Source organism: Acidovorax sacchari, from assembly GCF_042847045.1.
Classification (GTDB): domain Bacteria; phylum Pseudomonadota; class Gammaproteobacteria; order Burkholderiales; family Burkholderiaceae_C; genus Paracidovorax; species Paracidovorax sacchari.
This window is the reverse complement of sequence record NZ_AP035783.1, coordinates 2,838,508-2,860,275: the sequence shown is the minus strand read 5'-3', so window position 1 is coordinate 2,860,275 and position 21,768 is coordinate 2,838,508. Positions and strand designations below refer to the sequence as shown.

The 21,768-nt window shown below is 70.2% G+C and carries 16 protein-coding genes; 12 read left to right on the top strand and 4 right to left on the bottom strand.

Annotation, left to right across the window (positions count from 1 at the left end):
• Positions 1-248: 248 nt before the first annotated feature.
• The 4 genes from ACGHC0_RS12875 (at position 249) to ACGHC0_RS12860 (ending at position 7,406) form a co-directional block, all read left to right on the top strand.
• Positions 249-1,871 carry a DNA-3-methyladenine glycosylase 2 family protein gene (locus ACGHC0_RS12875; protein WP_415265769.1) on the top strand — a complete coding sequence of 541 codons (1,623 nt, stop codon included), beginning with the start codon at positions 249-251 and terminating at the stop codon, positions 1,869-1,871.
• 60 nt (positions 1,872-1,931) lie between these two features.
• Entirely contained in the window at positions 1,932-2,540 is a 609-nt protein-coding gene (locus tag ACGHC0_RS12870; protein WP_415265768.1) for a methylated-DNA--[protein]-cysteine S-methyltransferase, read from the top strand.
• Positions 2,537-3,442, top strand: a complete 906-nt coding sequence (locus ACGHC0_RS12865) for a DMT family transporter (protein WP_415265767.1) — start codon at positions 2,537-2,539, stop codon at positions 3,440-3,442. Before ACGHC0_RS12870 ends, ACGHC0_RS12865 begins: the two co-directional genes overlap by 4 nt.
• A gap of 181 nt (positions 3,443-3,623) precedes the next feature.
• Complete coding sequence (locus ACGHC0_RS12860; protein ID WP_415265766.1) at positions 3,624-7,406, top strand: EAL domain-containing protein; 3,783 nt, start codon at positions 3,624-3,626, stop codon at positions 7,404-7,406.
• 37 nt (positions 7,407-7,443) lie between these two features.
• Here the strand turns inward: ACGHC0_RS12860 and ACGHC0_RS12855 are convergent, their stop codons facing one another.
• Positions 7,444-8,082 carry a TetR/AcrR family transcriptional regulator gene (locus ACGHC0_RS12855; protein ID WP_415265765.1) on the bottom strand — a complete coding sequence of 213 codons (639 nt, stop codon included), beginning with the start codon at positions 8,080-8,082 and terminating at the stop codon, positions 7,444-7,446.
• A gap of 143 nt (positions 8,083-8,225) precedes the next feature.
• On the opposite strand from ACGHC0_RS12855, the gene ACGHC0_RS12850 reads away from it, so the two are divergent.
• From ACGHC0_RS12850 to ACGHC0_RS12840, 3 genes are read left to right on the top strand one after another with little or no spacing between them, the layout of a single operon-like run.
• Positions 8,226-10,256, top strand: coding sequence for an FAD-dependent oxidoreductase (locus tag ACGHC0_RS12850; protein ID WP_415265764.1), 2,031 nt, complete (start codon positions 8,226-8,228; stop codon positions 10,254-10,256).
• Between the two features lie 52 nt (positions 10,257-10,308).
• Positions 10,309-10,749: a nuclear transport factor 2 family protein gene (locus ACGHC0_RS12845; protein ID WP_415265763.1), complete on the top strand. Its 441-nt coding sequence runs from the start codon at positions 10,309-10,311 to the stop codon at positions 10,747-10,749.
• 40 nt (positions 10,750-10,789) lie between these two features.
• Positions 10,790-12,457: a long-chain-fatty-acid--CoA ligase gene (locus ACGHC0_RS12840; protein ID WP_415265762.1), complete on the top strand. Its 1,668-nt coding sequence runs from the start codon at positions 10,790-10,792 to the stop codon at positions 12,455-12,457.
• 49 nt (positions 12,458-12,506) lie between these two features.
• Here the strand turns inward: ACGHC0_RS12840 and ACGHC0_RS12835 are convergent, their stop codons facing one another.
• From ACGHC0_RS12835 to ACGHC0_RS12825, 3 genes are all read right to left on the bottom strand, one after another.
• The gene (locus tag ACGHC0_RS12835) at positions 12,507-14,474 is read right to left on the bottom strand and encodes a propionate--CoA ligase (protein WP_415265761.1); all 1,968 of its coding nucleotides are present in this window, start codon (positions 14,472-14,474) and stop codon (positions 12,507-12,509) included.
• A gap of 65 nt (positions 14,475-14,539) precedes the next feature.
• Positions 14,540-15,154, bottom strand: coding sequence for an isochorismatase family protein (locus ACGHC0_RS12830; protein WP_415265760.1), 615 nt, complete (start codon positions 15,152-15,154; stop codon positions 14,540-14,542).
• A 75-nt stretch (positions 15,155-15,229) separates the two neighbouring features.
• Positions 15,230-16,348, bottom strand: coding sequence for a PQQ-dependent sugar dehydrogenase (locus ACGHC0_RS12825; RefSeq protein ID WP_415268412.1), 1,119 nt, complete (start codon positions 16,346-16,348; stop codon positions 15,230-15,232).
• A gap of 237 nt (positions 16,349-16,585) precedes the next feature.
• On the opposite strand from ACGHC0_RS12825, the gene ACGHC0_RS12820 reads away from it, so the two are divergent.
• The 5 genes from ACGHC0_RS12820 (at position 16,586) to ACGHC0_RS12800 (ending at position 21,762) form a co-directional block, all read left to right on the top strand.
• Positions 16,586-17,173, top strand: a complete 588-nt coding sequence (locus tag ACGHC0_RS12820; RefSeq protein ID WP_019701984.1) for a C40 family peptidase — start codon at positions 16,586-16,588, stop codon at positions 17,171-17,173.
• A 418-nt stretch (positions 17,174-17,591) separates the two neighbouring features.
• Entirely contained in the window at positions 17,592-17,843 is a 252-nt protein-coding gene (locus ACGHC0_RS12815; protein WP_013594825.1) for a GlsB/YeaQ/YmgE family stress response membrane protein, read from the top strand.
• Positions 17,844-17,944: 101 nt separating this feature from the next.
• Positions 17,945-18,442: a hypothetical protein gene (locus ACGHC0_RS12810; protein WP_368355637.1), complete on the top strand. Its 498-nt coding sequence runs from the start codon at positions 17,945-17,947 to the stop codon at positions 18,440-18,442.
• A gap of 51 nt (positions 18,443-18,493) precedes the next feature.
• Complete coding sequence (locus tag ACGHC0_RS12805; protein WP_415265759.1) at positions 18,494-21,250, top strand: DEAD/DEAH box helicase; 2,757 nt, start codon at positions 18,494-18,496, stop codon at positions 21,248-21,250.
• The gene (locus tag ACGHC0_RS12800; protein ID WP_415265758.1) at positions 21,247-21,762 is read left to right on the top strand and encodes an EVE domain-containing protein; all 516 of its coding nucleotides are present in this window, start codon (positions 21,247-21,249) and stop codon (positions 21,760-21,762) included. The genes ACGHC0_RS12805 and ACGHC0_RS12800 overlap by 4 nt, the downstream gene beginning before the upstream one ends.
• The last annotated feature ends 6 nt before the right edge of the window (positions 21,763-21,768 follow it).

Genomic DNA, 21,768 nt, shown 5'->3' with positions numbered 1-21,768 from the left:
CCCGCAATGCGGCCAGGGCGCCCGGATGGCGCCGGCGCGGCTGTGCATGGGCCGGTGGAGCGGATGCGGCGCGCTCCCGGTAACGGAAGCGCGCCATCTGCGGATTCGCGGGGATTGTAGGCGTCGCGCACACGCCCGGCGGCCGGGCCATGCGTAGGCGGAGGCCGCATCTTGGCGCCCGCCGGCCCGGCCCCCTGAAGCGGCAGGCACAGGTCCGGAAACGGCCAGCGCCGCCCTGTCCGGCGCCTATGATGGCCTGCATGCAATCGCCCGACGCCCCTGCCGCCCCGCCCACTGCCGAAGCGCTGGACGACGGCCGCTATCTGGCCCTCGCGGCACGCGACGCGCGTTTCGACGGACGGTTCTTCACCGGCGTCACGTCCACGGGCATCTATTGCCGGCCCGTCTGTGCGGTCCGCACGCCGCGCCGCGAGAACTGCCGCTTTTTTGCACTGGCCGCCCAGGCGGAAAGCGCCGGTTTCCGGCCCTGCCTGCGCTGCCGGCCCGAACTTGCGCCGCGCGTGCCCGCCTGGTCCGTACAGGATGCGCGCAGCATCCTGGTGCGCGAGGCCCTGCGGTTCCTGGATGCGGAAGGCGCATGGGACGCGGCCGCTGCGGGAACCGGCGGCAGCGCTCCCGTCCAGCGCCTGGCGGCCCGCCTGGGCGTGAGCGACCGGCACCTGCGCCGGGTGTTCGAGGCGGCTTTGGGCATCTCGCCGCTCCAGTACCTGCAAACCCGCCGGCTGCTGACGGCCAAGCAGTTGCTCACCGATACCGACCTGCCCGTGACCCAGGTCGCTCTGGCCAGCGGCTTCGGGAGCGTCCGGCGGTTCAATGCCGCCTTTTCCGGGCACTACCGGCTGCAACCCACCGCGCTGCGCCGCGCGGGCAGCCAGGCCGCGGCGGGCCCGGCCTCCGGCGCGGTACGCCTGGCTTACCGGCCGCCGCTGGACATCGCGGCCCTGCTGGACTTTTTCGCGCAGCGCCGCATCCACGGCATGGAAGCCGTGGATGCGGCCGCGGGTCTCGAACTGCGCCGCACCGCCAGGCTGCCTGACGCGGAAGGACGCGAGTGCATCGGCTGGCTGGCAGCACGCTTCGACAGCGGCACGGCAGCCGCGCGGGGCGGTGCGCCGAAGCCGCATGTGGTGCTGAGCGTCTCCAGCAGCCTCCTGCCGGCCCTGCCGGGTGTCATCGCCCGCGTGCGCGGCATGCTGGACCTGGACGCGGACCCCGAGGCGATCAATGCCGTGCTGCACGGCGATTTTCCGCACGGCGACGGATTGCGCGTTCCTGGCGCGTGGGACGGCTTCGAGCTGGCCGTGCGTGCCGTGCTCGGCCAGCAGGTCACGGTCGCCGCGGCACGCACGCTGGCGCAGCGCGTGGTGGAACGCTGGGGCGAACCCGTCGCCACGCCCTGGCCGGATCTGAGCCGGCTGTTCCCTGCGCCATCGGTGCTGGCCGGCTGCAATGGCGAGGCGCTGGGCCGGCTCGGCATCGTGCGCCAGCGCCAGGCGGCCATCCTGGCGCTGTCCCGGGCGGTGGCGGAGGGCCGTCTCGCACTGCACGCCGCGGCCGATGTGGAGGCCACCATCGCGGCCCTCCGCGCCCTGCCCGGCATCGGCGACTGGACGGCGCAGTACATCGCCATGCGCGCACTGCGGTGGCCCGACGCCTTTCCCGCGGGCGACGTCGCGCTGCACAAGGCACTGGCGGTGCAGTCTGCCCCCCGGCCCTCGCGTGCGGCGGAGGACGCATCCCAGGCATGGCGGCCGTGGCGCAGCTACGCCGTCGTGCGTGCCTGGGCCGGCACCAGCCGCCCGGAGCCGGCCGAAACCCGGCCGCCTCCCCCTGCCCGCACGGTCCCCTGAGCGCACGCCACGCTGCAGCCCTGCGCCCCCTTCCTTTCTTTCCATCGACAGACTCCCGCCATGCCGCTTCCCACCGTTTCCCCCTCTGCCCTCGTCCAGATGCGCATCCCCAGCCCGCTCGGCGACATGCGCCTTGCCGCCTCCGCCTCGGGCCTGGCCGGTATCTGGTTCGACGGCCAGCGCCACCAGCCCACCGACCGCCTCGATGGCCCGGGAGCCTGGCCGCACGACCCTTCGCATCCTGTCCTGGTCGCCACGGCCTCGCAATTGCGCGAATACCTGGAAGGCCGGCGCAGCCTGTTCGACATCCCGCTCGATCTCACGGCCGGCACCGCATTCCAGCGCGATGTCTGGCAAGCCCTCGTGGAGATACCGCATGGCGCCGTCACCAGCTATGCGGCCCTGGCCCGCGCGCTGGGCCGCCCGCTCGCCGTGCGGGCCGTGGGCGCGGCGGTTGGACGCAATCCGGTCAGCGTGATCGTGCCGTGCCACCGCGTGCTCGGATCGGACGGCACCCTGACCGGGTATGCCGGAGGCCTGCCGCGCAAGACTGCCCTGCTCAGGCTGGAAGGAGCGCTTCCTGACCACCTGCGCACCCTGCCCCTCTGGTCTGAAGGCGACGCCGCGGGCTGCAGCATCGGCGGCCCGCGCGCCGGGGTGGCGGCGTGACCGCGGCGGCTGGCGTGCTGCCCGCCCGCCACTGGCTCGGCGAATTCCTGCTGCTTTCCGCCCTCTGGGGAGCCTCCTTCCTCTTCATGCGCCTGGGCGCGTCCGAATTCGGCCCCCTGCCCACGGCGGGGCTGCGCGTGTCGCTGGCCACCCTGTTCCTCTGGCCCATCCTGCTGCGCCAGGGCCAGTGGCCCGCACTGCGCCGCCACTGGAAGCCCATCCTGCTGGGCGGCGTCATCAATTCCGCCATCCCGTTCGCGCTCTATGCCTGGGCCGTTCTGCACATCACCACCGGGCTGTCGTCCATCCTGAATGCCACCGTGCCGCTGTTCGGCGCGCTGGTGGCGTGGGCATGGCTCGGCGACCGCATCGGCCGGCTGCGGTGGGCCGGTCTGGCGATCGGCTTCGCGGGCGTGGCACTGCTGGCCTGGCGCGCGCCCGCGGCGATCGGTTTCAAGTCGGGCCATGCCATCTGGGCGGTCGGCGCCTGCCTGCTGGCCACCACCTGCTACGCGGTGGGTGCCAGCTATGCCCGGCGGCGCCTGATCGGGCTGCCGCCGCTGGCCACCGCCACGGGCAGCCAGCTGGGCGCCACCCTCGCGCTCGCCCTGCCCGCGCTGTGGTCCTGGCCGGCGCGGGCTCCGGGCCCCGGGGCCTGGGCTGCAGTCATCGCCATCGCCGTGCTGTGCACGGGCATCGCCTACATCCTGTATTTCCGGTTGATCGCGCATGCCGGACCGAGCCGGGCGCTCGCAGTGACCTTCCTCGCCCCCGTGTTCGCGGTGGCCTACGGTGCCCTGTTCCTGGGCGAATCCGTCACGCCGTGGATGGTCGGCTGCGGCGCGGTCATCGTGTGCGGAACCATGCTCTCCACCGGGCTGGTGCGCCCGCGCGGGCGCTGATCCGGAGGCTGCGGCGCCTCGCGCTACGGCTGCCCGACAATTTGTGGAACCGCGGCAGCAATTGCCGCCAGGATCGCTCCGCGAGCGCCTAAACTCGGCCATATGCCCGACATTGCCCGCCAAGCCCGCGCACTCCCGGCCGCCCGGTCCGGAGGACCAGGCATTGCACGGGGGGCGCTCCATGGCGGGTGACGCGGACCTCTCCTTCTGGCTCCACCTGGCACTGGTGGGCTTGCTGGCCGCCGTGCCTTCGCGCCTTCTCGCCGATGCGTCCTCCCGGCGCATCCTTCCCGTGCTCGCAGGCCTGGCCGCAGGCACGGCCTCATGGGGACCTCTGGCCAACGCCGCGTGGATGGACACGGTCCCCACAGCCGTCGCGGCACTCTGCTTCGGCCTGCAGGCCGGTGCGGTGAGTGCCCTGGTGGCGGCCCTGGGCAGCGCCGTGCTGCTGCCCGCGGCCACGCCGCAGGCGGCCGGCCTGCTCGCAGCGGCCTGCGTGCTGGGCCTCGCATGGCGCATGGCGCAGGGCCGCCTGCCGCCCCGGATGGCGTGGCTGGACCTGGCGGGCCTGGGGCTCATGCTGGCCTTCGTGGCACACGCATGGGGCGGGCAAGCGCCCTGGCTGGAGTTCGCGGGCGTGCTGCTCCTGGGGGGAGGCGCGAAACTGGTGCTCGGCCGCGCGCGCGCCGTCACTGCCCTCGGCCGCCACCAGGCCGACCTGAACGCGATGCTGGACGCCAGCGGCGGGGGGCGCTGGGAATGGTTCGTCCAGGAGCGGCGCCTCGTCTGCCACGGCCCTGTCTATGAAGCACTCGGCATCGAGCCCGGCGGCGAAGGCTGCCACGTGGACCGCTGGACGGCCCTGCGCCATCCGGACGACACCGAACGGCTCGCGGCGCAGCTCCAGCACATGGTGGCCGGGCTCGAAGCCACCTTCAGCGTGGAATACCGCATGCGCGACACCGAGGGCCGCTGGCGCTGGATCATCTCCCGCGGGCAGGTATGCGAGCGCGACGCCCAGGGGAAGGTGCTCCGCATGGCCGGCATCCACCTGGACGCGACGGCCCTGCGGCAGGTGCAGGACACCGTCCGGGTCTCCGAAGAGCAGCACTCCGTCGTCTACCAGATATTGCCGGATCCGGCCTGCATCACCCGCCTGGAAGATGGTCGCTGCATCGACATCAACCCAGCCTTCTCGGTGCTGTTCGGCATCCCCCGCGCCGCCGCCGTCGGCCGCACCTCGCTCGAACTCGGGCTCTGGCCGTCACGGCAGGCACGGGAGGACATGCTGGCCATCCTGCGTCGCGAAGGCCGCGTGCAGAGGATGCCCATCCAGGTGCAGGTCGCGGGCATGAGGATCGTGCCGGGCCTGTTTTCGGCCAGCCGTGCCGGCATCGGCGGCGAGGAATGCATCGTTTCGGTTTTCCAGGATATTTCCGCCACGCAGCGCGCGCACGACCAGCTGGCCGCCGCCCACGGCCTGCTGGTGCAGGCCGGCCGCATGGCGGGCCTGGGAGTCTGGGAGCACCGGCACGGCCAGGGGCTGGTGTACTGGTCGGACGTGTGCTTCGACATCCACGGCCTGCCCCGCGGCGCCCTGCTGCCCGGGCCGGTCGAATACCTGCGCGATTTCGTCGCCGCGCCGTTCAGGAACACCCTGGCGGACCTGTTCCGGCGCGGCCACCAGAATGCCGTGGGATGGTCCTGCGAGGCGCAGATCCTGAGGGCGGACGACGGCCGCGCGGTCTGGGTGCGCGTCCACGCCGAACCGGTGCTCGAAGCCGGCGCCGTCACCGGCGTGCGGGGGGTGATGCAGGACATCGACGAGTGGAAGCGCGCGGCCGAGCGGCTGAGCCAGTCCGAAGACCGCTTCATGCGCATCTTCGAGCTGATGCCCTACCCCGTGCTCATGTCGCGGCGCGCGGATGGCGCCTACCTCATGGTCAACGAAGCCTGGGAGCGGCTGACCGGCATCCCGCGCGAGCAGGCGCTGGGCCGCACCGCCGTGGAGCTGGGCCTGTTTTCGGCAGAGGGGCGCCGGCAGCTGCTCGACACCATGAGCGGCCGCACCGTGCACAACGCGCTCGAAGTCACGATCCACCCGCGCACCGGTGGCGACCGCACCCTGCTGCAGTCCCTGCATGCCGCCGAGCTCGACGGAACGCCCGTCTGGCTGGTCTCCGCGCACGACATCACCGAACGCAAGCGCAACGAAGACCTCATCCGCGACCGCGAGGCACTGCTGTCGCTCACCCTGTCTGCCGCCTCCCTCGGCCTGTGGGACTGGAACATCTCCACGGGCACGGTCACGGGCGATGCGCGCTGGCGCGAACTGCACGGCATGGCGGGCACCGCCGAGCCGCCGGCGGGCGCAGGGGTGCACTGGACCAGCGGCATGGCGCCCGCCGACATCGAGAACGTCACCGATGCCCTGGAGCGGCACGTCGCCCGTCCCGATACCCACTTCGATGCGACCTGGCAGGTGGCGTCCGGCCCGTCCGCCCCTCCGGGAGCTTCCGCGGGCCGCTGGGTGCGCAACCTCGGCAAGATCGTGGGCTACGACGAGCGGGGCCGCCCCGGGCGCATGCTCGGCGTCTCCATCGACGTGACCAGCCAGCGCGTGCAGGAGGACATGCTCCAGCAACTGGCCCACTTCGACGCGCTCACGGGCCTGCCCAACCGGGTGCAGCTCGCACGCCGCCTGGAACAGGCCATGGCGCAGGCGCGCGCCGGCGGATGGCAGCTGGGCGTGGCCTACCTGGACCTCGATGGATTCAAGCCGGTGAACGACCGGCTGGGCCACAGCGCGGGCGACCGGCTCCTGGTGATCGTGGCGGGCCGGCTCACCCGGGCCCTGCGGCCCGTGGATTGCGTGGCACGGCTCGGCGGGGACGAATTCGTGCTGCTGATGCCCGAGCTGCAATCGCGCGCCGATGCCGAACAGCTGCTGCGCCGCCTCATGGACAACCTCGCCGCGCCCTACACGCTGGGCACGGAGCGTGTCACGGTCACCGCCAGCGTGGGCTACACGCTCTACCCCGAGGATGCCTCCGATGCCGACACGCTGCTGCGCCATGCCGACCATGCGATGTACGGCGCCAAGCAGGGCGGGCGCAACCGCGTGCAACCTTTCGATGCGGCACAGGAGCGCGCCCGGCAGACGCTGCGCGAGCAGGCCGAGCGCATGCGCGAAGCCCTGGCCCGGGGACAGTTCATGCTCTACCTGCAGCCCAAGGTGGACATGCGCTCCGGCGCGGTCGTCGGCGCGGAAGCCCTGGCACGGTGGAAGCACCCCGACCAGGGCATCCTGGCGCCAGGGGCCTTCCTGCACCTCATCGAAGGCGCGGAACTCGAAGCCGCCTTCGGTGAATGGGTGGTCGATTCGGCGCTGGACCTGATCGAGCAGTTGCGCGCAGGTGGCCTGGAACTGCCCGTGAGCGTGAACATCTCGGCGCGCCACCTGCAGCAGGCAGGATTCGCGCAATGGCTGGCAGGCCGCATGGCCCGGCGGCCCGCCATACCGCACCGCCTGCTCGACCTGGAAATCACCGAAAGCGCGGCACTCTACGACATGGACCACGTGGCGCCGCAGTTGACGCAGTTGCGCGAACTCGGCATCACCGTGTCGCTCGACGACTTCGGCACGGGCTACTCGTCGCTGTCCTACCTGCGCCGGCTGCCCATGGACACGCTCAAGCTCGACCGGAGCTTCGTGCACGGCATGATGAGCGACCGGGGCGATTACGCGATCGTGCAGGGCGTCATCGGTCTCGCGCGCTCCTTCGGCTACTCCATCGTGGCCGAGGGCGTGGAGACGGAAGCCCAGGGCCTGACCCTGATGCGCCTGGGCTGCAACCTGGCCCAGGGGTACTGTATCTCCCGCCCCATGCCGCCCGAGGAATTTCCCGAATGGATGGCACAGTGGCGCGCCCCGGAAACCTGGCGCCCGCCCGTGGTGGTGTGAGGCTGCCCGGTGGCCGCCTCCAGGCCACGCAATGCGGTCAGCCCGCCCCGGAGCCGCCCTGGGCTCCCGTCTGGAAGAGATGCGCCAGGCCCTGCAGCGTGCCGTCCAGAAAACGCTCCTCCGTCATGCCTGCCGGGATGTGCAACACACCATGGATCACGAGCGACGTGAGCCCGTGCGTATAGGACCAGCCTGCGCGCGCGGCGCGGCGCACCTCGGGGGTCTGCGCATCCTGTCCGAGCACCTCGGCGATCGTGCTCCTCAGTTCGCCGAAGGCCAGCTCCCGCGCGGAGCGCAATTCGGGAATCATCTCGCCCGTGGCGAACTCCGCGCCGAACATGAGTTGGTACAGGGCCGGATTGCTGCGCGCGAAGCGGAAGTAGATCAGGCTGGCGTCGCGCACCTTGCGCACGCCGGAGGCCCGCCTGTCACGCGCGGCGAGGGCCTGGGCCAGCTCGCGAAAGCCCTGCCCTGCCAAATGCCCGATGAGTTCCGCCCGGTGGGCGTAATGGTGGTACGCCGCGGCCGAACTCACGCCGACCCGCTCGGCCACCGCCCGCAGCGAGAGCTTCGTGGGCCCCACTTCTTCCAGCATCTCGCGCGCCGCCCCCAGCAGGCGTGGGGCGAGATTGCCCACGTGGTAGGTATCTCGGGAGCGTGGAGCGGAAGTCTTCATGGGTGGCGGAACTTAGCACAGGCAGGAATCTTTACATCAGTAAGATTAAGTCCTAACATGGGCCCGCGTCCCGATGCGCCAGCGCCGGGCGTGTTTTTCCCGCCCAAATCTTATCGGTGATAACTTTCGAAAAGCAGACCACGATGGACCCACGATCCCCCTACCCCCACCTGCATGCTCCGCTCGATCTGGGCTTCACCGTCCTGCGCAACCGCGTGCTCATGGGCTCCATGCACGTGGGCCTGGAAGAAGCTCCCAACGGGTTCGAGCGCATGGCGGCCTTCTATGCCGAACGCGCGCGCGGCGAGGTCGGGCTCATCGTCACCGGCGGCATTGCCCCCAACGAACGGGCCCGGCCCATGCGGGGCGGCGCCATGCTCGTGGACGAAGGCGAGGCGGAGCACCACCGCATCGTCACGCGGGCCGTTCATGCCGAAGGCGGCAAGATCGCCATGCAGATCCTGCATTTCGGGCGCTATGCCTACCACCCCCAGCTCGTGGCGCCCAGCGCGCTGCAGGCCCCCATCAATCCCTTCACGCCGCATGCGCTGGCCTCCGAAGAGGTCGAGCAGACCATCGAGGACTTCGCGCGGTGCGCCGCGCTGGCGCAATACGCCGGCTACGACGGCGTGGAGATCATGGGCTCCGAGGGCTACCTGATCAACGAGTTCATCGCCGCGCGCACCAACCACCGCAGCGACGAATGGGGCGGCAGCCATGCCCGGCGCATGCGCCTTCCGGTCGAGATCGTGCGCCGCACCCGAGAGCGGGTCGGCCGGGACTTCATCATCATCTACCGGCTTTCCATGCTGGACCTGGTCGAGGGCGGCTCCACGCTGGAAGAAGTCATCGAACTGGCAAAGGCCATCGAAGCGGCGGGCGCGACGATCCTCAACACGGGCATCGGCTGGCACGAGGCCCGCATTCCCACCATCGCCACCAAGGTGCCGCGCGCGGCCTACGCCTGGGTCACGCAGCGCGTCATGGGCCACGTGGGCATCCCGCTCGTCACGTCGAACCGCATCAACACGCCCGAAGTGGCCGAGCGGCTCCTGGCCGAAGGGTATGCGGACATGGTCTCCATGGCCCGCCCGCTGCTGGCCGATGCGGACTTCGTGCGCAAGGCGCGCCAGGGCCGCGCCGACGAGATCAACACCTGCATCGCCTGCAACCAGGCCTGCCTGGACCACACCTTCGGCGGCAAGATCACCTCCTGCCTGGTCAACCCCCGTGCCTGCCATGAGACCGAACTGGTGATCGAACCCGCCCGCGCGCGCAAGCGCATCGCCGTGGTCGGTGCGGGCCCGGCCGGCCTCGCGTTCTCGGTCACGGCCGCGCAGCGTGGCCACGACGTGACCCTCTTCGATGCCGGCGCAGAGATCGGCGGCCAGCTCAACATCGCGAAGAAGGTGCCGGGCAAGGAAGAGTTCCATGAAACGCTGCGCTACTTCCAGCGCCAGCTCGAACTGCACCGCGTGACCGTGAAGCTGGGCACGCGCATCGGCGCAGAGGAACTGGCCGGCGCGGGCTTCGACGAGATCGTCCTCGCCACGGGCATCGCGCCGCGCATTCCCGCCATCGACGGCGTGGAGCATCCCAAGGTCCTGAATTACCTGGACGTGCTCCGCGACGGCAAGCCCGTGGGCCATAGCGTGGCGGTCATCGGCGCGGGCGGCATCGGGTTCGACGTGGGCGAATTCCTGACGCATGCCGGAGAAAGCGGCGCTGTCGACCCCGCCAGGTTCTACGAGGAATGGGGCATCGACACCACCTATGCGCAGCCGGGTGGCCTGGGCCGCGCCCAGGTCGCGCCGCCCGCGCGCCGGGTGCACCTGCTGCAGCGCAAGGCCACCAAGGTCGGAGACCAGCTCGGCAAGACCACCGGCTGGATCCACCGGACCTCCCTCAAGGCACGGCGCGTCGCCATGACATCGGGAGTGTCGTACCAACGCATCGACGACGCAGGCCTGCACATGACCGTGGACGGCCAGCCGCAGGTGCTCGAGGTGGACAACATCGTGGTCTGCGCCGGCCAGGAGCCGCTGCGCGAGCTCCACGATGCGCTGCGCGACGCGGGCTGCTCCGTGCACCTGATCGGCGGCGCCGACGTGGCCGCCGAGCTGGACGCCAAGCGCGCCATTCTCCAGGGCACCACCCTCGCCGCGCGCATCTGATCCGCGGGCGGCTTCCATCCCCTTCGTTCCACCCCACCGAGGAGACATTCCCATGACGCAATCCCCACCCCACGCCCATCCCGAGATCGCCCGATCGCTCGATGTCTGGCACGCCATGATCGCCAGGAAGGATCTCGGCGACCTGCACACCATCGTCCACCCCGACGCCGTGTTCCGCTCGCCGATGGCGCACACGGCCTACGCATCCGCCCCGGCGCTCATCCTGGCGCTGACCACCGTGATCCAGGTCTTCGAGAACTTCACCTACCACCGCCAGCTGGTCAGCGGCGACGGCCTGAACGTGGTGCTGGAATTCAGCGCGAGCGTCGCCGGCAAGGACCTCAAGGGCATCGATCTCATCCGCTTCGACGACGAGGGGCGGATCGTGGAGTTCGAGGTCATGGTGCGCCCGCTGAGCGGCCTGCAGGCCCTGGGAGCGGAAATGGGCAGGCGCCTCGGCGACAGCATGCCCGCTTTCAAGGCCAGTGCCTGACGCCGGAACCCACCAGAAAAAGAATGGAGACAAAAGAGACATGACCGCCCTGCACCGAGAGCTCTGGGAAGCCTCCTTTCCCCCCAGCCTGCGCGGCTACCGCGTGGACCTCGCGTCCCTGCCCGCGAATGCAGCCACGCTGGCCACCGAAGCCGCGGCGCGCTGCCAGTCCGAAGCCGCGTTCGGGCTCGTGCTCCCGACGGGTGCCAGCACTTTCCACAGTTTCCAGGAAGTGGATGCGCTGTCCGACGCCTTCGCGGCGTTCCTGGTCCACGAGATGGGATTCGAAGCCGGCGAAGTCATTGCGGTACAGCTGCCCACGTGCCTGCACTACCCCATCGCGGTCTTCGGCGCCTGGAAGGCCGGACTCATCGTGACGAACGTCAATCCCCTGTACACCGGGCGGGAGCTGAAACTGCAGCTGCAGGACTCCGGTGCGAAGCTGCTCCTGGCCTCCGACCTGTTCCTCCAGGTGGCGCAGCCCGTCGCCGCGGAACTGGGGCTGCGGCTCATGGCGGCCAGCCCGTGGGATTTCTTCGCGGAGCCCGTCGCCTCGGCCATCCGCGATGCGCTGCCGGAGTCCGGCCGCCCGGCACCGGCGCCCACCCGCATGGCGGACGCCCTGCAGGCAGGGCAATCATTGAGCAAGCCCATCTGGCGAAACCACCCGGTCGCGCTGTACCAATACACGGGCGGCACCACGGGGCGCAGCAAGGGTGCGGTGATCACCCACCGGAACATCCTCGCGACGCTCCAGATGACGCGGGACTTCCTGCAGGCGTACGACGGCCCACGCCGCGGCGAGACCATCCTGACCGTGCTGCCGCTCTACCATATCTTCGCCTTCATGGTGAATTTCCTGGTGTTCTTCACCTTCGGCGCGAGAAACCTGCTCGTGCCCAATCCCCGGCCGGTCGCCCACCTGCGCCGCGCCTTCGAGGATTTCGAGGTGGACTGGATGTCCGGGGTGGACACGCTCTACGCCGGGCTGCTCGCGGAGCCGTGGTTCCAGGAGCGCCCCCCGAAGCTCCGCTTCGCCTTCTCGGGCGGAACGGCGTTGCGCCCCTCCACGGCCCAGGCGTGGACGGCCCTGGTCTGCCCCATCCTGGAAGGCTACGGCATGACGGAAACCACCTGCATCGTGTCCTGCAATCCACCCACCGGGGCGCCCCGCACGGGCACCGTGGGCCTGCCCATGCCCGGGTGCCAGGTGCGGATCGTCGATGCCGACGGCAACGACCTGGGCGTTGGCGAACGCGGCGAACTGCTCGTGCAGGGGCCCCAGGTGGCCGCCGGCTACCTGAATTCGCCGCAGGACAGTGCGAGCGCCATCGTGGATGGCTGGCTCCGCACGGGCGACATCGCGCAGATGGATGCCGACGGGCATGTGCGCATCGTGGACCGCAAGAAGGACATGATTCTCGTGTCGGGCTTCAACGTCTATCCCAATGAAGTGGAAGACGTGCTCGCGGCGCATCCCGGCATCCTCGAGGCGGCGGTGGTCGGTGTACCGGATGCCGCCACCGGAGAAGCCGTGCGGGCCTACGTGGTGCCCCGCGGCACCGGGCTGGATGCGGAGGCCGTCGAGCGCTACTGCCGCACGCAGCTCACGGCCTACAAGGTGCCCCGGCAGATCGTCTTCAGCGCGCAGTTGCCGAAGTCGCCCGTGGGCAAGATCCTGCGCGCGCAGCTGCGCACCGCCGGATGAACCGCGGGGCGGAGGAGCATGCACCGCCCCGCACCACCGCCCTGCCGCACTATGCCGCTCCGGCCAGCAGATCCCTCACCTGCTGCAGCGCCGAGGGATCTTCCATGGTGGTGAGATCCCCGGGGTCGCGGCGCTCGGCCACGGCCTGCAGCGCGCGGCGCAGCAGCTTGCCGCTGCGCGTCTTGGGCAGCAGCGACACGAAATGCACGCGCGATGGCCGGGCCACGGCGCCGAGCCGCTGGTCCACGATCTGCATCACATCCCCTTCCAGCCGCCGGCGGTCCGCCGCGTCGGCCACGGCCGCCGGATCGCGCGCCACCGCGAAGGCCATCGCCACCTGGCCCTTGAGCGCATCGGCCACGCCCACCACGGCCACCTCCGCCACCTGAGGATGGGCGGCGATCGCCTCCTCGATCTCCCGCGTGCCCAGCCGGTGCCCGGCCACGTTGATCACGTCGTCGGTGCGCCCCAGGATGAAGTAGTAGCCGTCCCGGTCGCGGATGCCCCAGTCGAACGTGCTGTACACCATGCGCCCGGGAATGCTCTTCCAGTACGTCTGGACGAAGCGCTCGTCGTCGCGCCACACGGTCTGCATGCAGCCCGGAGGCAGCGGCCCCTCGATGGCGAGCACGCCCTTGCGGTCCGGCTCCGTGAGCTCCTCGCCCGTGGCCTGGTCGATCAGCTTCACGTCGTAGCCGTACATGGCCTTGCCCGGGCTGCCCGCACGGGACGCCTGCGGCTCCACCCCGTTGGCCAGCGTGAGGATCGGCCAGCCGGTCTCGGTCTGCCAGTAGTTGTCCACGATGGGCACGCCCAGCGCCTCGCCGATCCATTGCGCCGTGGGCGCGTCCAGCGGCTCGCCCGCCAGCCACAGTGCCTTCAGGCTCGACAGGTCATGGCGCCGCAGCCACTCCGGATCCTGCTTCTTCAGCACGCGCACGGCCGTGGGCGCCGAGAACATGTGCGTCACGCGGTGCCGCTCGACGATGCGCCACCAGACGCCCGCGTCCGGACGGATCGGCAGGCCCTCGTACATTACCGTCGCCATGCCGGCGATGAGCGGGCCATAGACGATATAGCTGTGCCCCACCACCCAGCCGATGTCGCTTGTGGCGAAGAACACGCCCGGGGCCTGCGCGCCACCGGAACCCTGCGCCCCGGCATCGAAGATATGCCGCATGCTGGCCGCCAGCGCCACCGCGTATCCCCCCGTATCCCGCTGCACGCCCTTGGGCCGGCCGGTGGTGCCGCTGGTGTAGAGCGTGTAGCTCGGATGGGCGGCGTCCAGCCATTCGCAGTCCACCCGCGCGTCCAGATGCCGCGCCCGCAACTCCTCCCAGGGGTGGTCGCGTCCCGGCTGCAGCTCCATCGGGGCCAGCCCGCGGTCCACGAGGAGCACCGCGCCCGGCTGGTGGCGAGACAGCCGCAGCGCCTCGTCCAGCAGCGGCTTGTAGGGCACCACCTTGCCCCCGCGCGAGCCCGCGTCCGCGCTGACGATGGCCACCGGCTCGGCATCGTCGATCCGCGAAGCCAGCGCGCCCGACGCGAAGCCGCCGAACACCACCGAGTGCAGCGCCCCGATGCGGGCGCAGGCCAGCATGGCGAACGCGGCCTCGGCCACCATCGGCATGTAGATCAGCACCCGGTCCCCCGCCTGTACCCCGAGGGACCGCAGGGCGGCCGCCATGCGCTGCACTTCCGCGTGCAGCTCGGCGAAGCTGTAGATGCGCTCGGAGTCGGTTTCGGACGAGATCGCGATCAGCGCCGCTTCGCTGCCGCGCTGCGCGAGGTGCCGGTCCACCGCGTTGTGGCAGAGATTGGTGGTGCCGCCCTCGAACCAGCGCGCGAACGGTGGCCGGTCGTAGTTGCAGATGCGCCGGGGCGCCACCTGCCAGTCGATCAGGCGGGCCTGCTCGGCCCAGAAAGCATCGCGCTCCTGCAGGGAGCGGCGGTGGAAGTCGGCATAGCGGCCCATGGGTGTCTCCTGCTTGTCGTTATGGCCCGCGCATGTTCGCACGCGGGCTTGCAGACAGCATCATTCACCCTGCGCTTGCGGCAGCCTGACAGCCGCGCCGCCACGCGCTACTTCACGAGTGCCAGCACTTCCTTGAACGCCGGGTGTTCGCAGCCCCGCAGCCATTCGAACGCCACCATTTCCGTGGTGACCAGCTCCGCCCCCGCCCCCGCCAGCCGGTCGAAGGCGGCGTCGCGGTTGCGCTCGGTGCGCGACCCGCACGCATCGGTCACCACCCAGACCTCGAACTCGTCCTCGAGCAGGTCCAGCGCCGTCTGCAAAAGGCACACATGCGCCTCGCAGCCAGCGATCACGATGCTGCCGCGCGCGTCGGCGGCGGCCTGTTGCTGGGCGGGTTTCTGCAGGTGGCGCGGCAGGCTGCGGGCGTTGCCGCCCTGCTGCGGCCTTGCCGGGGGACGCAGCCATTCGCCCAGGCCTTCTTCCGCCGCGCTGAACTGCATCTTGGCCAGCGTCTTGCGGCAGAGCGACCGCAGCGCGGCATCGTTCGGGCCCAGCCGGGAGGGATTCTGTTCGGTGCCCCACACGGGCACCTCGAGCGCGCGGGCCACCTGCGCCAGCAGCCGTGCGTTGGCCAGCACGGACGGGCCGTCGGAGATGGCGGGCATCAGGCGTTCCTGGTAGTCCACCAGCACGAGTTGGGATTCGAGGGCATCAAGCAGCATCGGTCGGAAAGGCAAGCCATGAACAAGGAGAGGTGCATTGTCGCAATATGGCCGGCCTTCCCGGAAAGGTACCCATCAGGAGCCGGGTGGACGCAGCCGCAGCAGCCGGCCCTGCGGGCTGTCCGTCAGCACGTAAAGCCAGCCATCGGGCCCCTGCCGCACATCGCGGATCCGCTGGCCCAGGCCCGACAGCAGGAACTCGTCGCGCACCACCCTGCCGTCCTTCAGTTCCAGTCGGTGCAGGCGCGCGAACTTCAGCGAACCGACGAACAGGCTGCCCTTCCATGCAGGCCCGTAGCGATCGCTCGTCAGGAACGCCATGCCCGAAGGAGCGATCGACGGCACCCAGTAATGCAGCGGCGGCTCCATGCCGGCCTTCTGCGTCAGCCCTTCCCCGATCTTTCCGCCGCCGTAGTTCTCGCCGAAGGTGACCACGGGCCATCCATGGTTGCGGCCGGCCTGCGGCACGTTGATTTCGTCGCCGCCTTGCGGGCCGTGCTCATGCATCCACAGCCGGCCATCAGGCCCGATCACCGCGCCCTGGGAATTGCGGTGTCCCCAACTCCAGATCTCGGGCAGCCCCCCGGAACGACCGACGAACGGATTGCCGGGGGCCGGCGAGCCGTCAGGCATGACATGCACGACCTTCCCCAGGTGGTTGTCCAGCTTTTGCGCATCGTCCTTGCGTTCGCAGCGCTCACCCAGCGTGAGGAAGATCGACCCATCTCCCGCCTGGGCGATGCGGCATCCGAAATGCAGGCGGCTCGCCACCTTGGGCTGCTGGCGAAAGATGATGCGCACATCCTGCAAACCCTCCTCGCCGGGGGGCAGCACGGCGCTGGCCAGGGCCGTGCCGTTGACGTCGCCATTGCGCCCGTCCGGCTCGGAGAAGCAGAAGAAGATGCGGCGGTTGCGCTCGAATTGCGCATCCGTCGCGACGTCGAGCAGCCCGCCCTGGCCACCCGCAGCGATGGGAGGCAGTCCTTGCAGCGGAGCACCCTTCCTGCCGTCGGCTTCCACCACCCGCAAGCGGCCGATCCGTTCCGTCACGAGGAAACGGCCATCAGGAAGAAATGCCAGCCCCCAGGGGTTGGACAGCCCATCCGTGATGTCATCAACCGTGACAGACACGGCCGATTCCACGGGGCGGACCGGCGAGAGGGCCGTTTCCGCTGCCGTGGCACTCCCGCCCATTGCCGTCAAGCCCCAGCAAAATGCGGCGAACGCCAGCGAAATTTTCGCAATTGCACCGATTTTTCGTGATTCCAAAGCGCTTCCTCGTGTGGGACAGGGTGCCGTTTCACCGCCCCGGTGTTACTGGGTAACAGGCTGCAGAAACGTGCTCGACGATAGCCCCAGGCCATGAAAAAAGACCTGCGGCTACATTTTTTGCAATTAAAACAAGGCCAACGCGTGATACCCTCGCGCCCCATGTCACGTTGGATTTGCCTTTTGTTACTGGTTTGCGCCACCGCCCATGCCGCTCCCCACAACAACGCAGCCACTTCGGCGCCTGATGACCTGGACCGATTCCTCATCGACAGGCACCAGGTGCTCAATCAGCTGCGCGAAGTGCGGGCCAGCGTCCAGGACCGTACCGGCGAACTGATCTCCACCGCGATGGGCTTCCTCGGCGTCCCGTACCGCCGTGGGGGCAATACGGCCGACAGCGGATTCGATTGCAGCGGTTTCATCCGTGCGATCTACGGCCAGACCATCGGCCTCGCCCTTCCCCGCCGGGCCAATGAGCAGGCCGCAGCCACCGAGACCATCGACAAGAAGGATCTCCAGCCCGGAGACCTCGTCTTCTTCAACACCATGCGCCGCGCCTACAGCCATGTGGGCCTGTACCTGGGCGACGGCAAGTTCATCCACTCGCCCCGCAGCGGTGCGGAAGTCCGCGTGGAAGACATGAGCGCTTCGTACTGGCAGCGCCGCTTCAATGGCGCCCGCCGCGTGCTCAGCGAAGACCAGGCGGCCACCACCCCGTCCGCGTCGGCTCAGAATCCGCTGAACTGATCGCCTTTCCACGCCCGGCTCTGCCGGGCGTTCTGGTTCTGCTGCGCAGCAGGCCATCCGGTCATCTCCTCGCCCCGGTGAGGGCATCGGTTTCCCACGATCCGCGGTTCGACTCCTCGTTCTCGAACCCTGCTGCGGCTTCTCAGCCTGGGCAGAAGACCATGGGTCTGCACTGGTTCAAACGATAGACAGCCGCCCCGTCCCCAGCCACCGGAAGGCCTCCCGTTCGGATGTGGGAAGGCTCCGACACCGCACCACATCCGGGCATCCGAAATTCGACGGAAAGCCTTCATCGGCCGCTATGCGCCTTGTCCGACACGATGGTACTGCCGGGCCGGGTAGATTGAAGTGCAGGCACGCGGCAACGCGTGCGGGCCCTCCTTCCGTCCTCTTTTTCCATCGAAAGCGATCACACGCCATGTTTTCCCTGATCGGTACCCTGCTCGTCGGGCTCGTCGTCGGTCTGCTCGCCCGTGCCCTCAAGCCGGGAGATGACAAGCTCGGCTGGATCATGACGTCCCTGCTCGGCGTGGCAGGCTCCTTCCTGGCCACCTACGTGGGTGTCGCCATGGGCTGGTACCAGCAGGGTGAAGCCGCCGGGTGGATCGCCTCCATCGTCGGCGCCATCGTGCTGCTGGTGCTCTACGGCATGATCCGCAGCAAATCCTGAACCGGCCGCTGCACCACCAGACAATGGCCGGTCCGTCTCCCTCCACTTCCCGCGACTCCACACGGGCCGCCGGGCCCGCTCCGGCACCGGATGCCCGCGCCATGGCCAGCGGCCATCCTGCGCTGGAATCGGCGGTGCGGAGAAGCCGGAAGCTCCTCCATCGCCGCGCCCTCATGGCCGCCGCGGCCGGCGTCGTGCCCGTACCCGGCCTCGACTGGGCGGTGGACGCGGCCCTGCTCACCCGCCTCATCCCGGAAATCAACGCCGAGTTCGGCCTCACGCCCGAACAGATCGACCGGCTCACGCCGCACAAGCGCGAGCAGGTGCAAAAGGCCGTGGGCATGGTGGGCTCCGCACTGATCGGCCGCATCGTCACGCGGGAACTGGTGATGCGCGCCTTGCGCCTCATCGGGGTGCGCCTGACGGCCCAGCAGGCAGCCAAGTTCGTACCCCTGGCGGGCCAGGCCGTATCCGCCGCCCTGGGCTACGCCACGCTGCGCTACCTGGGCGAACTCCACCTGCGCGACTGCGTGCAGGTGGCCAAGGCTGCAGGACTGCTGCTGCCCGCCCCCGGCGAGGGTGCGCCGCCAGAGCATTGAGGCGGCCCCGGGGGGGGCCCAGGCACCCTGGCCCGGCTGCACAATGCGGCCATGCCCCGTCCTCCCGGCGCGCCGCTGCCGTCCACTCCATCCTCCACCGCGCCGGATGACTCCGCCGTGCAGGCCTGGGTGGACGCGCCGGGCGCATCGCTCGGCGCGGAAGCTTTGGAGGGCGGGCCCACATTCCAGCCCCGGCTCACCCTGCGCACGCTGGGCCGTGGCGACGGGCTGCTGGGCATGCGGGCGCATGGCGGCATCGGCCCCCGGGGTGGCCAGGTGACGCTGGCCTGGGTGGACTGGACCTACCGGCTGGGGGATGGATCCCTGTGGACGGTGCCCGCCCCCACCAGCATCCTCAATACGCGACCGCCTGCGTGCGTGGCGGTGCCGGGCGCCGCAAGCGGGTGGCTGCACCGCGATGTGCATGCCGAGGCCGATGCCATGGACGCCCTGCGCGATACGGGGCTCGTGCCGGTCCCCGCGGATCGGCTGCAATGGCGCGGGCCGGGCGACACACTGGGCCTCGTGGGCAGTGCGCTGGCGGAAGAGGTCCCTGGGCCAGACGGCTCTGCGGTGGCCGCCATACCTCCAGGGCCGGCATGGACACTGCCGCAGGAAGCGGCTTTCGGCGACTTCTGGGCCGATGTGGTACCGCGCCTGCGGGCCACCGGGTGGTCGGTGGTGGTGGCCCCCGGGTTCGCCCATGAAAGTACGCCCGTATTGCGCTGGCGGCTCATCCTGGACCCCACCACGGGCGAGGTGCTCGGAAGGGAGGCCGATACCGTGGCGCCGCGCGCGCGGCCCGTGCAGAAGCTGCGGCTGCCGGAGCGTGAAGGGGCGTGGCTGCTGAGCCTGGGTGTGGACATCGACGGGGAAACCCTGGATCTGGCGCCCATGGTGGCCGATCTGTTGCGCCGTGATCACCGATGGCTGGATGCCCGCGCGCTGGCGGCGATCGATGACCACTCCACGGTCCAGCTGCGCGCGCCCGGTGGCCGCCGCATCGATGCGCCCGCCGCGCCGCTCAAGGCCATCGTGGGAGCCATGGTGGATCTGCTCACCGACCCGGCCCTGCACCAGCGGCGGCCAGGCGATCCGTTTCGGCTCGGCGCATGGGAAGCACGGCGCATCGAGGCGCTGCGTGCGGCCCTGGACCAGTCCGGCCGCGTGGCGCGCCGGCAGGCACACACCGGGCACGATCTCGGCTGGCAACTGCTGGGCGACGCAGGACTCGCCCAACTCGCGCAGCGGCTGCGGGATGAGGGCACGCCACAGCCGGTACCGGAGCCGGTCGGCCTGGCCGTCACCCTGCGCCCCTACCAGCGCGAAGGGCTGGCCTGGCTGCAGTACCTTCGCGCCCAGGGCCTGGGCGGCATCCTCGCGGACGACATGGGCCTGGGCAAGACCGCGCAGGCCCTGGCGCACGTGCTGGCGGAAAAGGAAGCGGGCCGGCTGCGGCGGCCGGCGCTGGTGGTCGTGCCGACCTCCCTGCTCTTCAACTGGCAGGCCGAGGCCGCGCGCATGGCACCCGGCCTGAGCGTGCTGGCGTTGCACGGCCCCGACCGGGCCCGCGACTTTCCGCGCGCGGCCGCCAGCGACCTCGTCCTCACCACCTATCCCCTGCTCTGGCGGGATGCCGATGCCCTGGCGGCGCAGGCCTGGCACCTGCTCATCCTCGATGAGGCGCAAATGGCCAAGAATGCAGGCAGCCGGGGTGCACGCGTGCTGCGCCGGCTGCGCGCGGACCATCTGCTGTGCCTGACCGGAACGCCGCTGGAAAACCACCTGGGCGAGCTCTGGACGCATTTCGACTTCCTCATGCCCGGCTTTCTCGGCAACGCGCGCAGCTTCGCGCAACGCTGGCGCAAACCCATCGAGGAGAACGGCGAAACCCTGCGCGCCGAGTTGCTGGCGCTGCGCGTGCGGCCCTTCATACTGCGTCGCCGCAAGGACGATGTGGCACCGGAGCTGCCGCCGCGCACCACCATCACCGAGCGCGTGGCGCTCCAGGGCCGGCAGCGCGAACTTTATGAGGCGGTGCGCACCGGCGCGGACAAGCAGGTCCGGCGCGTGCTGGAGCGCCAGGGCTTCGAAGGCGGCCTCATCACCATCCTGGATGCGCTGCTCAAGCTGCGGCAGGTCTGCTGCGATCCTCGCCTGGTGAAAGGGCTGCCGGACGCCTCCGGCATGGAAAGCGCCAAGCTGGACCGGCTGGCCGAATTGCTGCCCCCGCTGGTCGCCGAAGGACGGCGGGTGCTGGTGTTCTCGCAGTTCACGGGCATGCTGGAACTCGCAGGACAGCGGTTGGACATGCTGCGCCTGCCCTGGCTGGCGCTGACAGGCGCCACCGCGCCACGCCAGCGCGCATCCGTGGTGCGCCGGTTCCAGGATCCGTCCGCAGAAGGTTCGGCCCCCATCCTGCTGGCCAGCCTGAAGGCCGGAGGCACCGGACTGAACCTCACGGCTGCCGACACGGTGATCCATCTCGACCCCTGGTGGAATCCGGCGGTGATGGAGCAGGCGTCGGCCCGCGCCCACCGCATCGGCCAGGACAAGCCCGTCTTCATCCACCACCTGGTGGCCGAAGGCAGCATCGAGGAGCGCATGCTGGAACTGCAGGCACGCAAGCAGGCCCTGGCGGACGGCGTGCTGGGACACGACACCGCCGGCGTGCCCAAATTCGGCGAAGACGACCTCCGCGCCCTGCTGGCCCCCTTGTCGGAGCCGTCGCGCAATCCCCTGGCCATTCCGGACGATGGTGATCCACGCTGGGGCGGTACGGGCCGGCGGCGCACAATCGGGCCATGACAGCGCCCGCCCCTGCCCCCGACGACGACGCCGAACCCGGCGCGCCCCGTTACTGGCTCATGAAGTCCGAGCCGGAGGAATGCTCCATCGACGATGCGCTGGCCGCGCCCGGCGCCACGGTGCCCTGGACCGGCGTACGCAATTACCAGGCCCGCAACTTCATGCGCGATGCCATGCGCGTGGGCGACGGGGTACTGTTCTACCATTCCAGCTGTCCCGAACCTGGCGTCGCCGGCATCGCGCGAATCGCATCGCGCACACGGCCCGACCCGACGCAATTCGATCCGGCGTCGCCCTACTACGACCCCAAGTCCACGCCCGCCCGACCCCGGTGGCTGCTGCTGGACGTGCAGGCGCTGCGCAAAACCCGCTTGGTCGGCCTGGCCGAACTGCGGGAGCGCCCGGCACTGGCGGACATGCGGGTGCTGCAGCGCGGGAATCGCCTGTCCATCACCCCGGTGGAGCCCGCGGAGTGGGAGGAGATCGTCCGGCACCTGCTGGCAGCGCGGTGACTCGGC